The sequence below is a fragment of the Actinomadura verrucosospora genome (assembly GCF_039540335.1).
GTDB classification, from domain to species: Bacteria; Actinomycetota; Actinomycetes; order Streptosporangiales; family Streptosporangiaceae; genus Spirillospora; species Spirillospora verrucosospora.
In genome coordinates, this window is the sequence record NZ_BAABEV010000008.1 from 20,291 (window position 1) to 34,865 (window position 14,575).

Here is a 14,575-nt window from a genome sequence, read left to right on the forward strand (position 1 = left end):
ACACGCCTCGGATGTCAACCTACATTGACAGCCATGAGCGACGGAGTGACGCTCGCCCAGGAGGCGAGCAGCCGGGACCCCGCGGTGGGACTGCGGGCCGTGCGCGCGCTGCGCGAGCTGGCCGAGCGGCTGGAGGCGCTGCAGGTCGCCAGCGCCCGCGACCAGGGCTGGTCCTGGCAGGAGATCGCGGTCTGCCTCGGCGTGAGCCGGCAGGCCGTCCACAAGAAGCACGGCACCGGCCGCCGCCTACTCAAGAAGGAGCAGTAGACGATGTTCGAGCGTTTCACCGCGGACGCGCGGCAGACGGTCATCGGGGCCCAGGCCGAGGCGCGGGCGCTGCGCGACGGCCGCATCGGCACCGAGCACGTCCTGCTCACCCTGGCGGGAGCCGAGAGCGCCACCGGACGCGTCCTGCGCGAGCACGGGCTCGGCCCGGACGACCTGCGGGCCCGGATCGTTCGGCTCAACCGCGCGGGCGGCGACGTCCTCGACCCCGACGCCCTGCGCAGCATCGGGATCGACCTGGACGCCGTCCGCGAGGCCACCGAGCAGAGCTTCGGCGAGGGCGCCCTCGACGCGCCGGCCGGGAGGAGCGGCCGGTTCCGCCGGGGTCACATCCCCCTCACGCCGCACGCCAAGAAGGCGCTGGAGCTGAGCCTGCGGCACGCCCTCCGGCTCGGCCAGAAGGAGATCCGCAGCGGCCACCTGCTTCTCGGCGTCCTGCACGACGGCGACTTCTCGTCGGTGCGGCTGGCCACCGAGGCGGGGGCGGACGTCGAGGAGCTGCGCGCCGAGATGAGCCGCCTGCTGGCGGCCAAGGCGGCCTGACCGCCCGGTCAGCCGAAGGCGCCGGTGAGGGCGCCGACGCAGGCGGCGCCGCGGGCGGGATCGTAGGGGAAGCGCCGTTTGCACTCGCCCGAGACCCACGACGGGGCGTGGCGGGCCCGCGGCGGCTTTCGCGCCGCGGGCCTGTGGTGCCGCCGCACGGGGCGGTGGTGCCGGCGCGGCGAGGCGGCGGCGTGCTCGCGGCGGTGGGCCCGCTTCTTCTTCCCGGCGTGGTGGCGGGACGGGTACGCGCGGGGCTCCGCAACGTCCCGTCCCGGTGGCGGGGTCGACGCGGGAACGGGCTTGGCCGACGGCGCCGGCGTGGTGACGCCGTCCGCCGGACGGGCCGGCGCGACCCGTGTCGACCCGTACGCGATGACGAGGAACAGCCCCGCGGCGAGGGCGAGCGCCGCGACGACCGCCGACAGGCGGCTCGGACGGCGGACGGGCGGCCGGGGCTCGCCGCGGGTGAACCCGGCGGGCGGAAGGCTGGAAGAAAGGCGCACCCCATGATGGTCACGCTGCGCACCCGTCCGGACACGGAGACGCGCCGCAACCGTTGCCAGCTCGATACCTTGGCTAGGGGCGCCGCCGCGCGCGCAGGGCGATTTTCTCGGCCAACGCGGAGAAGTCCGACAGCGACCACCGCAACCCGCGCCGGAGGACTTCCCGGTCACGCCGGACTTCGCGGCCGGGGCCCCTCTAGCCCCCGGCCGGGGTGACAGTGAAACGGCGAAGGTCGAGCGCCGGGTTCTTCGCTCGGACGGCCTTGACGCGCTCAGGCGAGACGTCCCCGGACACGACCCCGGTCCCCTCCCCCAGCGCGGCCACGACGACGCCCATCGGGTCGACGACCATGCTGTTGCCCGCGCCGGTCGGGGCGCACTGGTCGGCGGCCGCCACGTAGATCGTGTTCTCGATCGCCCGGGCCCGCACCAGCGTCCGCCAGTGGTCCTCCTTGAGCGGCCCCGGAACCCATTCGGCGGGCAGCGCCAGGACGTCGGCGCCCGCGTCCACGATCCGCCGCGTCACCTCCGGGAACCGCACGTCGTAGCAGGTCTGCATCCCGAACGTGACGCCGTCGACGGCGAAGGTCCGCGGCTCGCCGATCTCGCCGGGCCGCACCAGCGCCGACTCCTCGTACCCGAACGCGTCGTACAGGTGGATCTTGCGGTACTCGGCGACGACGCCCGCGCCGGGGGCGACGGCGACGAGCGTGTTGGAGATGCGGTCCGGGTCGTCCAGCCGCTCGTTCACTCCCGCGACGACGTGGACGCCGTGGCGCCGTGCCAGCTCGCCGAGCCCGGCCACGAACGGGCCGTCCAGCGGCTCGGCCGAGTCGACGAAACGCCGGTCCATCTTCGGCGCGGTGAACATGGAGAACTCGGGAAGCACCACGACCCGCGCGCCCTGCCCGGCCGCCTCGGCGGCCAGCCCGCCGATCGCCGCCAGGTTCTCGTCCTTGTCGGTTCCGGGCGCGAACTGCGCCACCGCGACCCGCACCATACGTCCTCCTACATCCTGTCGACGCCGGTCACCCGGACGACGGCCTCGCCCTCCTGGTCGGAGCCCGCGAGGTCGACCTCGGCGCTGATGCCCCAGTCGTGGTGCCCCTCCGGGTCGTCGAAGACCTGCCGGACGCGCCACAGCGCGTCCTCCGGGACCTCCTCGATCTGCAGCAGCTTCGGCCCCCGCGCGTCGGGCCCGGTGAGCAGCTCGTCGTGCTCCTCGAAGTAGCGGTCCATGGCCTGCGCCCACGCGTCGGCGCCGAAGTCGGGGTCCAGCGCGCCGAGGTCGCCGTAGCGTTCCAGCGCCGCCAGCTCCACCCGGCGGAACATCGCGTTGCGCACCAGCACCCGGAACGCCCGCGCGTTCGCGGTGACCCTGGTGACGCGCTCCTCGATCGGCTCGTCCAGGTCCTCGGCGGCGGGGTTGGCGAGCTGCTCCCACTCGTCCAGCAGGCTGGAGTCGACCTGCCGGACCAGCTCGCCCAGCCACTCGATCAGGTCGATCAGGTCGTCGGTCTTGATCGACTCCGGGACGGTCTGCTGCAGCGCCTTGTAGGCCCCCGACAGGTACCGCAGGACGAGCCCCTCGCCCCGCGCCAGCTCGTAGTGGCCGATGTACTCGGTGAACGTCATCGCCCGCTCGTACATGTCGCGCACGACCGACTTCGGGCGCAGCGGGTGGTCGCCGACCCAGGGGTGCCCGGCCCGGTACACCTCGTAGGCGGCGCCGAGCACGTCCTCCAGCGGCTTCGGGTGGTCGACGTCCTGGAGCAGCTCCATCCGCTCCTCGTACTCGATGCCCTCGGCCTTCATCTCCTGGACGGCCTCGCCCCGCGCCTTGTTGACCTGCGCGGCCAGGATCTGCCGCGGGTCCTCCAGCGTCGCCTCGATCACCGACAGCACATCCAGCGCGTACGACGGCGACGCCGGGTCGAGGATCTCGAAGGTCGCGAGCGCGAACGTCGACAGCGCCTGGTTGAGCGCGAAGTCCTCCTGGAGGTCGACGGTGATGCGCGCGTACCGGCCGGCGTCGTCCGGCTCCGGCAGCACCTCGACGACGCCGCCCGCGAGCAGCGACCGGTAGATCGCGATGGCGCGGGAGATGTGCCTGCGCCGCGCCGCGGGCTCCTCGTGGTTGTCGGTCAGCAGCCGCTTCATGGCCTGGAACGCGTTGCCCGGCCGCGCGATCACCGACAGCAGCATCGCGTGGCTGACCTGGAACCGGGACCGGAGCATCTCCGGCGCGGCCTCCTGCAGCTTCTTGAAGACGTCCTCGTCCCAGCCGACGAACCCCTCCGGCGGCTTCTTGCGCTGGACCTTCCGCCGCTTCTTCGGGTCGTCGCCGGCCTTGGCCAGCGCCTTCTCGTTCTCCACCACGTGCTCGGGCGCCTGCGCGACGACGAACCCGACCGTGTCGAACCCGGCCCGTCCCGCCCGTCCGGCGATCTGGTGGAACTCCCGCGCCCTGAGCCGCCGCACCCGGTGCCCGTCGTACTTGCTGAGCGCGGTGAACACGACGGTCCTGATGGGGACGTTCACCCCCACCCCCAGGGTGTCGGTCCCGCAGATGACCTTCAGCAGGCCCGCCTGCGCGAGGCGCTCCACCAGCCGCCGGTACTTGGGGAGCATCCCGGCGTGGTGGACCCCGATGCCGTGCCGGACGAACCGCGACAGGTTGCGCCCGAACTTCGTGGTGAACCGGAAGTTGCCGATCAGCTCGGCGATCCGCGCCTTCTCCTCCTTGGTGCACACGTTGATGCTCATCAGCGCCTGCGCCCGCTCGATCGCCGCCGCCTGCGTGAAGTGCACCAGGTAGATCGGCGCCTTCTGCTCGGCCAGCAGCTCCTCGATCGTCTCGTGCAGCGGCGTCACCCGGTAGTCGTAGATGAGGGGCACGGGCCGCTCCGCCGACGTCACCAGGGCCGTCGGCCGCCCCGTCCGCCGCGTCAGGTCCTTCTGGAAGAACGAGACGTCGCCGAGGGTGGCCGACATGAGCAGGAACTGGGTCTGCGGCAGTTCCAGCAGCGGTATCTGCCACGCCCAGCCCCGCTCGGGCTCGGCGTAGAAGTGGAACTCGTCCATCACGACCACGCCGATGTCGGCGTCCGCGCCGTCCCTGAGCGCGATGTTGGCCAGCACCTCGGCCGTGCAGCAGATGATCGGCGCGTCCGCGTTCACGCTGGCGTCGCCGGTCATCATCCCGACGTTGTCGCGCCCGAACATCTCGCACAGGTCGAAGAACTTCTCCGACACCAGCGCCTTGATGGGCGCGGTGTAGAACCCGACCTGGTCGCGGCCGAGCCCGGCGAACAGCGCCCCCGCCGCCACCAGGCTCTTGCCCGACCCGGTCGGCGTGGAGAGGATCACGTTCGCGCCGGACACCACCTCGATGAGCGCCTCCTCCTGGGCGGGGTACAGCGTGATCCCGCGCCCCGACACCCACCGTTCGAACGCCTCGAACAGCGAGTCGGCGTCGGTGTCGTTTCCGGAGGGAAGCTCATCGATAAGGCTCACCCCTCCATCCTGCCCCCGATCACCCACTGCCCGCGCCGGACGCTGCCCCCGTCCTAGACCAGCCCGTGGCCGTACTTCGCCATGAGGGGTTCGAGATCAGGCTCCCCGAAGGACTCCCGCATCGCCTCGAACACGGAGACCTTCTCCTCCCCGAACCGCCGGACGCGGCCGGCGTACGCGGCGGCGGACACGAAGGTCGGCGGATCGGTCTTGCTGTGGAACTTGTCGGCGTACATGACGAGCCGCTCCTCGCCGGTCACGGCGACGTAGTCGCCGGCGGGCACGGGAAGCCGCTGCCGCGCGATGTCCTCCCTGGTCAACCCCACCCCGGTGTGGCACGAGCAGAACCGGCAGATCTCCTCTGGGAACCCCTCGTCCCGGAGGATCTCGTGACCGAGCACCCCGTGCCGGACGTAGCCGCTGAGGTCGATCGCCCCGGACGGGCCGTACAGCCGGTAGACGCCGAGGTCGTGCAGCAGGCACCCGGCCCGCACGAGGTCCGCGTCGACCGCGAGCCCCGCCCCGTCCATGATCCGCTCGGCGATCTCGCTCACGATGACGCAGTGCGTCCACACGGCCTCGAACGCGGCTTCCCCCGGCGCGTACCGCTCGTGCAGCGCCCGGATCTCGTCGTCCCCCGGTATCTCCACCCCACGACCTTAAGGCCGCGGCGCCCGCGCCGTGATTAGGGACGGACCGTGCGGCAACAAAGGGCTGAACGAATCGAGGAACGCGAGAGGAGCCGAGCGAATGGACAAGAAGGAGCCGGAGGACCGGGGCCCGGGAGCCAGTTCCGGGCTGGAGGACCAGCCGCACGAGCGGGTCGTCCCGGGCAGCGAGAGCGCCGAAGAGGGCTACGAGGGAGACGCCGAGAGCGGGACCCGCGGCGGCGACCCGATCGCCGGGGTGGAACTGGACCCGGACGAGGAGCCGTGAGCTACGACCGCGTCGCCGTCGTCACGGGTGCCGACTCGGGCATCGGGAAGGCGACCGCGGTCGCGCTGGCCCGCAGGGGATTCGATGTCGGCATCACCTACCGGTCCGACCGGGAAGGGGCCGAGGGGACGGCGCGGGAGGTCGAGGGCGAGGGACGGCGGGCGGCCGTCCGGCGGCACGACCTGACCGACCCGGTGCGGGCGGCCGGGGCCGTCGACGAGCTGGCCGACGAGCTCGGCGGGCTCGGGGTGCTGGTCAACAACGCCGGGACGGGCAGTATGCGGCACCTGCTCGACATGGGCTTCGAGGAGTGGCGCGAGGTCGTCTCGGTCGACCTGGACGGGGCGTTCCTGTGCTCGCAGCGGGCCGCCCGGCGGATGGCGGGCCGCGGCGAGGGCGGCCGCATCGTCAACGTGACCAGCGTCCACGAGGAGTACCCACGGGTCGGGGCCGGGCCGTACTGCGCCGCCAAGGGCGGGCTGAAGATGCTCGCCCGGGTGCTGGCCCTGGAGCTGTCCGAGCACGGGATCACCGTCAACACGGTGGCGCCCGGAGAGATCGCGACGCCGATGACCGGGCAGCACGACCGGCCGCCCGAGCCGGAGAGCCGGGCGGGATACCCGCTGGCGCGGCCCGGGCACGCCGGGGAGGTCGCGGAGGCGATCGCCTTCCTGGCGAGCCCGGAGGCCTCCTACGTGACGGGCGCGTCGCTGTTCGTGGACGGCGGCCTCGGGCTCATGGGGCCGCAGGCCGCGGGGGCTCTGGAGTCCCCGGAGTGGCGGAAGGGCTGACCGTCAGGCGCTCACCTCGGTGCGGTCGCCGCCCCAGAGGGTGTGGAAGGAGCCGTCGCGGTCGGTGCGGCGGTAGGTGTGGGCGCCGAAGAAGTCGCGCTGCCCCTGGGTGAGCGCGGCCGGCAGGCGGTCGGCGCGCAGCGAGTCGTAGTAGGCCAGGGCGGTGGAGAAGCCGGGCGCGGGGACGCCGATGTGCGCGGCGGCGGCGACCACCTCGCGCCAGGCGCCCTGGGCGTCGCCCACGGCCTCGGCGAAGTGGTCGTCGGTCAGCAGCGTCGGCGTCTGCGGGTCGGCCTCGTAGGCGGCGCGGATGCGGTCCAGGAACCGGGCCCGGATGATGCAGCCGCCGCGCCAGATGGTGGCCATCGCGCCGAGGTCGATGTTCCATCCGTACTCGGCGCTGCCCGCCTGGATCTCGTGGAACCCCTGCGCGTACGCCACGATCTTTGATGCGTACAGGGCCTTCTCCACGGCGTCGGCGAAGCCGGAGCCCGCCATGACCGTGCGGGACGGCCCGGGCAGGCCGCGGGCGGCCTCGCGCAGCGCGGCGTGGCCGGAGACGGACCGGGCGAACACGGCCTCGGCGATGCCGCCCACCGGGACGCCGAGGTCGAGGGCGGTCTGCACGGTCCAGCGGCCGGTGCCCTTCTGCTCGGCCTGGTCCAGGACGACGTCCACGAACGGCTTGCCGGTCGACGCGTCGGTGTGCGCGAGCACCTCGGCGGTGATCTCGATCAGGTAGGACTCCAGGCGCCCGGTGTTCCAGGTGCGGAACACCTCGGCGATCTCGGCGGGCGCGAGCCCGGCGGCGTGCCGCAGCAGGTCGTAGGCCTCGGCGATCAGCTGCATGTCGGCGTACTCGATGCCGTTGTGCACCATCTTCACGAAGTGCCCGGAGCCGTCCGGGCCGACGTGCGTGCAGCACGGCGTCCCGTCGACCTTGGCGGAGATGTCCTCCAGCAGCGGGCCGAGCGCCTCGTAGGACTCGGCGGAGCCGCCCGGCATGATGCTCGGGCCGAGCAGCGCGCCCTCCTCGCCGCCGGAGACGCCGGTGCCGACGAAGTGGATCCCGCGCTCGCGCAGCGCGGCCTCGCGGCGGCGGGTGTCGGCGAAGTTCGCGTTGCCGCCGTCGACGATCATGTCGCCGGGCTCCAGCAGCGGGGCGAACTCGTCGATGACCGCGTCGGTCGGGCCGCCCGCCTTCACCATGACGACCAGCCGCCGGGGCCGCTCCAGCGACTCCACGAACCGCTCCGGCGTCTCCGCGGGCAGGAACGTCCCCTCGTCGCCGAACTCCTCCACCAGCGCCTTGGTCTTGGCCGACGTGCGGTTGTGCACGGCCACGGGATGCCCGTGCCGGGCGAGGTTGCGGGCCAGGTTCCGCCCCATCACCGCCAGCCCGGTGACACCGATTCGCGCCTTCTGCATTGGCTCACTCCTCCTCGTGTGCGACCCTGACCAAGGGGTTGTACGCGGCTCATGATCCCCCCGTTCGAGCGCCCGGGACCGCATGCCCGCGCCCGGCGCGGGAAAGGGCCGCGCGTTGAGGACCACTATCGATAGTGCCATCTACCTGGGGGTGCGATGCTGGGACTGCCGGACGAGGCGGCCGCGTGTCTTTTCGATCTCGACGGGGTGCTGACCCGGACCGCGGCAGTTCACGCGGCGGCGTGGAAGGAGATGTTCGACGGCTACCTGCGCGAGCGGGCGGAGCGGACCGGTGAGGCGTTCACCGAGTTCGACCCCGTGCGCGACTACGGCCGGTACGTCGACGGCAAGAGGCGCGAGGACGGGACGCGCTCGTTCCTGGAGTCGCGCGGCATCTCCCTGCCCGAGGGCGATCCGGACGACCCGCCCGAGAAGGAGACGATCAGGGGTCTGGGGAACCGCAAGAACGCCCTGGTCCTGAAGCTGATCGAGGAGAAGGGCGTCGAGACGTTCGAGGGCTCGATCGACTACGTCCGCAAGGCGCGGGAGGCGGGGCTGAAGACGGCCGTGGTCTCCTCCAGCGCCAACACCGTCCAGGTCCTGCGGACGGCCGGCATCACCGACCTGTTCGACGCGCGCGTCGACGGCGTCGTCGCCGCGGAGCGGAACCTGCCCGGCAAGCCCGCCCCCGACACGTTCCTCGCGGGGGCCGAGGAGCTCGGCGTCCCGGCCGGCAAGGCGGTGGTCTTCGAGGACGCCCTCGCCGGCGTCCAGGCGGGGCGGGCCGGAGCGTTCGCCTACGTCGTCGGCGTCAACCGGGTCGGCGACGAGCACGCGAAGGCGCTCGCCGAGCACGGCGCCGACGTGGTGGTCGACGACCTGTCCGAGCTGCTGGAGGCGCCGTGAGCACGCACGAAGGCCAGGCCGGGGCCGACCGGCCCGTGTTCTCCGTGGAGCCGTGGTGCGTGCGGGAGCCGGAGCTGCGGCTGGACCGGCTGGCCCAGACCGAGTCGGTGTTCGCCCTCTCCAACGGGCACGTCGGAATGCGCGGCAACCTCGACGAGGGCGAGCCCCACGGGCTCCCCGGCACCTACCTGAACTCCTTCTACGAGCAGCGCCCCCTGCCGCACGCCGAGACCGCCTACGGCTACCCCGAGATGGGCCAGACGGTCATCAACGTCACCAACGGCAAGGTGATCCGGCTGCTCGTCGACGACGAGCCGCTCGACGTGCGCTACGGCCGGCTGCACCACCACGAGCGGATCCTCGACATGCGCGCGGGGACGCTGACCCGGCACGTGGAGTGGACCTCCCCGGCCGACCGGACGATCAAGGTGACCTCGGTCCGGATGGTGTCGCTGACCCAGCGCGCCGTCGCGGCGATCTGCTACGAGGTCGAGCCGGTCGACGAGGCGGTCCGGGTCGTCGCCCAGTCGGAGCTGGTGGCCAACGAGGCCCTGCCCGGCGGCGGCAAGGACCCGCGCGAGTCGGCGATCCTGAGCAGCCCGCTCGTCGGCGAGGAGCACGTCGCCAACGGCACCAAGGTGCTGCTGCTGCACCGGACGCGGCAGAGCGGCCTGCGGATGGCCGCCGGGATGTCGCACGACATCGAGGGCCCGGAGTCGATGGCGATCGACACCGAGAGCTCCAAGGACGTCGGGCGGCTGACGGTCGCGACGCGGCTGGAGCCGGGGCAGCGGCTGCGCATCGTCAAGTACATCTCCTACGGCTGGTCGAGCCGGCGGTCGCGTCCCGCGCTGCACGACCAGGTGGTCGGGGCGCTGGCGGGCGCGCGGCAGACCGGCTGGCAGGGCCTGCTGGACGAGCAGCGCGAGTACCTCGACGAGTTCTGGGAGGGCGCCGACGTCGAGGTCGACGGGGACGCCGAGATCCAGCAGGCGGTCAGGTTCGGGCTGTTCCACGTCCTGCAGGCCGGCGCCCGCGCGGAGCGCCGCATGATCCCGGCCAAGGGGCTGACCGGGCCGGGCTACGACGGGCACACGTTCTGGGACACCGAGACGTTCGTGCTGCCGGTCCTCACCTACACCTCCCCCGGCGCCGCGGCGGACGCCCTCGGCTGGCGGCACATGACGCTGCCGCTGGCCCGGGACCGTGCCAACCAGCTCGGCCTGGAGGGCGCGACGTTCCCGTGGCGCACGATCCGCGGGCACGAGTGCTCGGGCTACTGGCCGGCCGGCACCGCGGCGTTCCACATCAACGCCGACATCTCCGACGCCGTCGTCCGGTACGTGGACGCCACGCAGGACGAGCAGTTCGAGCGGGAGATCGGCCTGGACATCCTGGTCCACACGGCCCGGCTGTGGCGCAGCCTCGGCCACCACGACGTGGGCGGGGTGTTCCGCATCGACGGGGTCACCGGCCCCGACGAGTACAGCGCGGTGGTCGACAACAACGTCTACACCAACCTGATGGCGCGCCGGAACCTCCAGGAGGCCGCCGAGACGGCGATGCGCCACCCGGACGTGGCCGACCGGCTCGGCGTGAACGCCGAGGAGGCGGCGTCGTGGCGGGACGCGGCGGCGGCGATGCTCATCCCCTACGACGAGCGTCTCGGCGTCCATCCGCAGAGCGAGAGCTTCACCAACCACGCCCGCTGGGACTTCTCGGCCACCAAACCCGACCACTATCCCCTGCTGCTGAACTACCCCTACTTCGACCTCTACCGCAAGCAGGTGGTCAAGCAGGCCGACCTCGTGCTCGCCCTGCACCTGTGCGGCGACGCGTTCACCGAGGAGCAGAAGGAGCGCGACTTCGCCTACTACGAGGGCCTGACCGTCCGCGACTCCTCGCTGTCGGCGCAGACGCAGGCGGTCGTCGCCGCCGAGGTCGGGCAGCTGGAGCTGGCGCACGACTACCTCGGCGAGACCGCGCTGATGGACCTGCACGACCTGAACCACAACACCCGCGACGGGCTGCACATCGCCTCGATGGCGGGCGCGTGGAGCGGCCTGGTCGCCGGGTTCGGCGGGATGCGGGCGGGCAGGGGCACGCTGCGGTTCGCGCCGCGGCTGCCCGGCGGGATCAGCCGGCTGGCGTTCCGGATGCGGTACCGCGGCAACCGGATCAAGGTCAGCGTGACGGGCGAGGCGGCCCGCTACGAGCTGCTGGACGGCCGGGGCCTCACGCTGTGGCACCACGGCGAGCGGTTCACGCTCGCCGACGAGCCCGTCGAGCTGCCGATCGAGCAGATCCCGGTGCGCCCGCCGGTGACGCAGCCGGCGGGGCGGGAACCGGCCCCGCGGCGCATCGACCCGCACGGGCGCGATCCCCGCCGCCGCTAGGCGGGGTCGCTCCCCGGAGCGCAGACGCGCGCGCAGCCGTCCGCCCCGGAGGCCCGCGTCCCGTCCGCCGGGCGGGGCGCGGGCTCCCCGGCGCCTGCCGGCACGAGCAGGCGGCGCGGCCCGGGCCCCTCGTCGCCGAGCCGGTCGTAGGGGTTGGCGAGGGCGCACTTGTTGATCGACAGGCAGCCGCAGCCGATGCAGTCGGTGAGGTCGTCGCGCAGCCGTTCGAGCTGCCGGATGCGCGCGTCGAGGTCGCCGCGCCACCGCTCCGAGAGGCGCGCCCAGTCCGCCACCGTGGGGGTGCGCTCCTCGGGGAGGGTGGCGAGCGCGTCGCGGATGTCGCCGAGCGGGATCCCGACGCGCTGCGAGACCTTGATGAACGAGACCCGGCGGAGCGTGTCCCGGCTGAACCGCCGCTGGTTGCCCGCCGTGCGGCGGCTCTTGATCAGTCCCTTGGACTCGTAGAAGTGCAGCGCCGAGACGGCCACGCCGCTCCGCTCGGCGAGCTGCCCGACGGTGAGTTCGTGCACCCGGTGCTCCAGCCGCGTCATGCACCGGATCCTACGCGTTCCTCAACCGCGCTTGAGGTTGCCCTGGCGGGCGGCGACCAGGTCAGTAGTGGGGGCCCGGCCGGTACTGGGCGGCCGGGCTCGGCCCGCCCGGGCGCTCGGCGGCCTGGCCGAGCCGGCGCAGCCGGAACGCCGCGCCGATCATGGCGGCGCCGGTCAGGACGGCCAGCAGCCCGATCAGCCAGACGATGGCGATCGCGCCGGAGACGGGCCACGCGAACAGCATGATCCCGAAGATCAGCGAGACGGCGCCGGTGAGCACGTACGCCCACTCGCCCTTGAGCTGCTTGCGCATCGCGAGCGCCACCCCGATCTCCAGCACGCCGGTGGCGACCGCCCAGGCGGCGATCAGCATGAGCAGGACGAACGCGGTGATGCCGGGCCACACCAGCGCCGCGACGCCGAGCGCGACCCCCGCGGCCCCCGACAGGGCCAGCAGGCCGCGCGGCCCTCCGGACGTGCCGCGGATCGCCTGCGCCACCGCGAACACGCCGTCCACCAGGGCGTACGCGCCGAACAGCACCACCAGCGCGAAGACGGTGATGCCCGGCCACACCCAGGCGACGATGCCGAAAATGATCGCGAACGTGCCGCGCAGCGCGAGCACCCACCAGTGGCGGGTCATCAGATCGAACATGCCGGCCTCCCCGGGGACGGAACCTCCTCTAGTGTCCGTCTCCGCCCCTTTCGGGGAACGCAAAGGCCGGTCGCGAACTTCGCAAAGTTCGCGACCGGCCCACGGGTCCGGCCGGTGGCACGGCTCCGGCCGAGCGTCAGTGCTCCAGGCGGCGCACCAGGTCGTGGTACTCGTCCCACAGCGCCTTCGGCGTGTGGTCGCCGAACTTCTCGAAGAACTCCGGCACGAGGGCGGCCTCCTGCTTCCACACCTCGGTGTCCACCGACAGCAGCGTCTCCAGGTCGGCGTCGTCGATGTCCAGGCCCTCGGTGTCGAGCGCCTCCCGGGTCGGCAGGTGCCCGATCGGGGTCTTGACCGCGTCGGCCTTGCCGTTGAGGCGCTCGACGATCCACTTCAGCACGCGGCTGTTCTCGCCGAAGCCGGGCCAGATGAACCTGCCGTCGGCGTTCTTGCGGAACCAGTTGACGTAGTAGATCCGCGGGAGCTTCTCCGCGTCGGTCGCCTTGCCGATCTCCAGCCAGTGGCCGAAGTAGTCGCCCATGTTGTAGCCGCAGAACGGCAGCATCGCGAACGGGTCGCGGCGCAGCTCGCCGACGGCGCCCTCGGCGGCGGCGGTCTTCTCGGACGCGACGTTGGCGCCGAGGAACACGCCCTGCTGCCAGTCGAACGACTCGGTGACCAGCGGGACGGCGGAGGCGCGGCGGCCGCCGAACAGGATCGCCGAGATCGGGACGCCCTTCGGGTCCTCCCACTCGTCGGCGATGATCGGGCACTGCCCGGCCGGGGTGGTGAAGCGGGCGTTCGGGTGGGCGGCCGGGCTCTCGGAGTCCGGCGTCCAGTCGTTGCCCTTCCAGTCGGTCAGGTGCGCGGGCGGCTCGTCGGTGAGGCCCTCCCACCACACGTCGCCGTCGTCGGTGAGGGCGACGTTCGTGAAGATGCTGTTGCCCCACAGCGTCTTGACCGCGTTGGCGTTGGTGCTCTCGCCGGTGCCGGGCGCGACGCCGAAGAACCCGGCCTCGGGGTTGATGGCGTAGAGGCGGCCGTCGTCGCCGAAGCGCATCCAGGCGATGTCGTCGCCGATCGTCTCGACCTTCCATCCGGGGATGGTCGGCTCCAGCATGGCGAGGTTGGTCTTGCCGCACGCCGACGGGAACGCGGCGGCGACGTAGCGGGTCTCACCGGTGGGCGGCGTCAGCTTCAGCACGAGCATGTGCTCGGCCATCCAGCCCTCGTCGCGGGCCATCGTCGAGGCGATGCGCAGCGCGTAGCACTTCTTGCCGAGCAGCGCGTTGCCCCCGTACCCGGAACCGTAGGACCAGATCTCCCGGGTCTCGGGGAAGTGGGTGATGTACTTGGTGGAGTTGCACGGCCACTTGACGTCCTCCTGGCCCGGCTCCAGGGGGGCGCCGACGGAGTGGACGGCCCGGACGAACGACCCGCGCTCCTCGATGAGGCGCAGCGCGCCCTCGCCCATCCGCGTCATGATCCGCATGGACACGGCGACGTAGGCGGAGTCGGTGATCTCCACGCCCAGCTGCGAGATGTTGCCCCCGAGCGGGCCCATGCAGAAGGGCACCACGTACATGGTGCGGCCCTTCATGCAGCCCGCGAAGAGGCCGCCCAGGGTCTCGCGCATCTCGGCCGGCGCGATCCAGTTGTTGGTGGGACCGGCGTCCTCCTGCTTCTCCGAGCAGATGAACGTCCTGTCCTCGACGCGGGCGACGTCGGTGGGGTCGGAGGCCGCGTGGAAGCTGTTGGGCCGTTTGGCGGGGTCGAGTCGCGTCAGGGTGCCCTGCTCGACGAGGAGGCCGGTGAGCCGTTCCCACTCCTCCTCCGAGCCGTCACACCACTCGACCCGGTCGGGCCCGGTCAGCTCGGCGATCCCGCGTACCCACTCAATCAGTTCGGTGTGGCCGGTAGGGGCCTGGTCGAGGCCGGGGACCTGGTTGGACACGGGGCGTCTCCTTCAGCTGTTCGCAGGATCTTTGCATGATGAACAAGACCCGTCGTTTTTGCCATTTGGTCTGGACCAATCACGTCCGCTTTTGGGGCATGATGCCCGGTT

General features: G+C 72.3%; 14 protein-coding genes. 6 read left to right on the plus strand and 8 right to left on the minus strand.

Going from position 1 to position 14,575, the window contains the following annotated elements:
* Positions 1-33: 33 nt before the first annotated feature.
* Together ABD944_RS11635 and ABD944_RS11645 are read left to right on the plus strand one after the other, a co-directional pair.
* Positions 34-267 (plus strand): helix-turn-helix domain-containing protein, encoded by a 234-nt coding sequence (locus ABD944_RS11635; protein ID WP_345175238.1) that lies wholly within the window; start codon positions 34-36, stop codon positions 265-267.
* Between the two features lie 3 nt (positions 268-270).
* Positions 271-828: a Clp protease N-terminal domain-containing protein gene (locus ABD944_RS11645; RefSeq protein WP_378189081.1), complete on the plus strand. Its 558-nt coding sequence runs from the start codon at positions 271-273 to the stop codon at positions 826-828.
* Positions 829-836: 8 nt separating this feature from the next.
* Here ABD944_RS11645 and ABD944_RS11650 read toward each other — a convergent pair whose 3' ends face one another.
* The 4 genes from ABD944_RS11650 to ABD944_RS11665 form a co-directional block, all read right to left on the minus strand.
* Positions 837-1,331, minus strand: coding sequence for a hypothetical protein (locus ABD944_RS11650; RefSeq protein ID WP_345175240.1), 495 nt, complete (start codon positions 1,329-1,331; stop codon positions 837-839).
* 196 nt (positions 1,332-1,527) lie between these two features.
* On the minus strand, positions 1,528-2,331 hold the full coding sequence (locus ABD944_RS11655; RefSeq protein WP_345175242.1) for a carbon-nitrogen hydrolase family protein: 804 nt from the start codon (positions 2,329-2,331) through the stop codon (positions 1,528-1,530).
* An 8-nt stretch (positions 2,332-2,339) separates the two neighbouring features.
* Positions 2,340-4,847, minus strand: a complete 2,508-nt coding sequence (locus tag ABD944_RS11660; RefSeq protein ID WP_345175243.1) for a DEAD/DEAH box helicase — start codon at positions 4,845-4,847, stop codon at positions 2,340-2,342.
* Positions 4,848-4,900: 53 nt separating this feature from the next.
* A complete protein-coding gene (locus tag ABD944_RS11665; RefSeq protein WP_345175245.1) occupies positions 4,901-5,497 on the minus strand; it encodes an HD domain-containing protein in 597 nt (198 codons plus the stop codon).
* Between the two features lie 100 nt (positions 5,498-5,597).
* On the opposite strand from ABD944_RS11665, the gene ABD944_RS11670 reads away from it, so the two are divergent.
* Together ABD944_RS11670 and ABD944_RS11675 are read left to right on the plus strand one after the other, a co-directional pair.
* The gene (locus tag ABD944_RS11670; protein WP_345175247.1) at positions 5,598-5,783 is read left to right on the plus strand and encodes a hypothetical protein; all 186 of its coding nucleotides are present in this window, start codon (positions 5,598-5,600) and stop codon (positions 5,781-5,783) included.
* Complete coding sequence (locus ABD944_RS11675; RefSeq protein WP_345175248.1) at positions 5,780-6,574, plus strand: SDR family oxidoreductase; 795 nt, start codon at positions 5,780-5,782, stop codon at positions 6,572-6,574. Before ABD944_RS11670 ends, ABD944_RS11675 begins: the two co-directional genes overlap by 4 nt.
* Before the next feature lie 3 nt (positions 6,575-6,577).
* Here ABD944_RS11675 and gndA read toward each other — a convergent pair whose 3' ends face one another.
* Positions 6,578-8,002, minus strand: coding sequence for an NADP-dependent phosphogluconate dehydrogenase (gene gndA, locus ABD944_RS11680; protein ID WP_345175249.1), 1,425 nt, complete (start codon positions 8,000-8,002; stop codon positions 6,578-6,580).
* A gap of 156 nt (positions 8,003-8,158) precedes the next feature.
* Between gndA and ABD944_RS11685 the strand changes: the two genes are divergently transcribed.
* Positions 8,159-8,908 (plus strand): HAD family hydrolase, encoded by a 750-nt coding sequence (locus tag ABD944_RS11685; RefSeq protein WP_345175251.1) that lies wholly within the window; start codon positions 8,159-8,161, stop codon positions 8,906-8,908.
* The gene (locus ABD944_RS11690) at positions 8,905-11,304 is read left to right on the plus strand and encodes a glycoside hydrolase family 65 protein (protein WP_345175253.1); all 2,400 of its coding nucleotides are present in this window, start codon (positions 8,905-8,907) and stop codon (positions 11,302-11,304) included. Before ABD944_RS11685 ends, ABD944_RS11690 begins: the two co-directional genes overlap by 4 nt.
* On the opposite strand, the gene soxR is transcribed toward ABD944_RS11690, so the two are convergent.
* From soxR to ABD944_RS11705, 3 genes are all read right to left on the minus strand, one after another.
* Entirely contained in the window at positions 11,301-11,855 is a 555-nt protein-coding gene (soxR, locus tag ABD944_RS11695; RefSeq protein ID WP_345175255.1) for a redox-sensitive transcriptional activator SoxR, read from the minus strand. The genes ABD944_RS11690 and soxR overlap by 4 nt on opposite strands.
* A 61-nt stretch (positions 11,856-11,916) precedes the next feature.
* The gene (locus tag ABD944_RS11700; protein ID WP_345175257.1) at positions 11,917-12,510 is read right to left on the minus strand and encodes an HdeD family acid-resistance protein; all 594 of its coding nucleotides are present in this window, start codon (positions 12,508-12,510) and stop codon (positions 11,917-11,919) included.
* A 136-nt stretch (positions 12,511-12,646) separates the two neighbouring features.
* Positions 12,647-14,464, minus strand: a complete 1,818-nt coding sequence (locus tag ABD944_RS11705) for a phosphoenolpyruvate carboxykinase (GTP) (protein ID WP_345175259.1) — start codon at positions 14,462-14,464, stop codon at positions 12,647-12,649.
* Between the last annotated feature and the right edge of the window lie 111 nt (positions 14,465-14,575).

Excerpts from the sequence above, each read along its gene's own strand:
- ABD944_RS11670 (WP_345175247.1), top strand. The coding sequence starts at position 5,598 with ATGGACAAGAAGGAGCCGGAGGACCGGGGCCCGGGAGCCAGTTCCGGG.
- ABD944_RS11635 (WP_345175238.1), top strand. The coding sequence starts at position 34 with ATGAGCGACGGAGTGACGCTCGCCCAGGAGGCGAGCAGCCGGGACCCC.
- ABD944_RS11700 (WP_345175257.1), bottom strand. The coding sequence starts at position 12,510 with ATGTTCGATCTGATGACCCGCCACTGGTGGGTGCTCGCGCTGCGCGGC.
- ABD944_RS11655 (WP_345175242.1), bottom strand. The coding sequence starts at position 2,331 with ATGGTGCGGGTCGCGGTGGCGCAGTTCGCGCCCGGAACCGACAAGGAC.
- ABD944_RS11645 (WP_378189081.1), top strand. The coding sequence starts at position 271 with ATGTTCGAGCGTTTCACCGCGGACGCGCGGCAGACGGTCATCGGGGCC.
- gndA (WP_345175249.1), bottom strand. The coding sequence starts at position 8,002 with ATGCAGAAGGCGCGAATCGGTGTCACCGGGCTGGCGGTGATGGGGCGG.
- ABD944_RS11685 (WP_345175251.1), top strand. The coding sequence starts at position 8,159 with ATGCTGGGACTGCCGGACGAGGCGGCCGCGTGTCTTTTCGATCTCGAC.
- soxR (WP_345175255.1), bottom strand. The coding sequence starts at position 11,855 with ATGACGCGGCTGGAGCACCGGGTGCACGAACTCACCGTCGGGCAGCTC.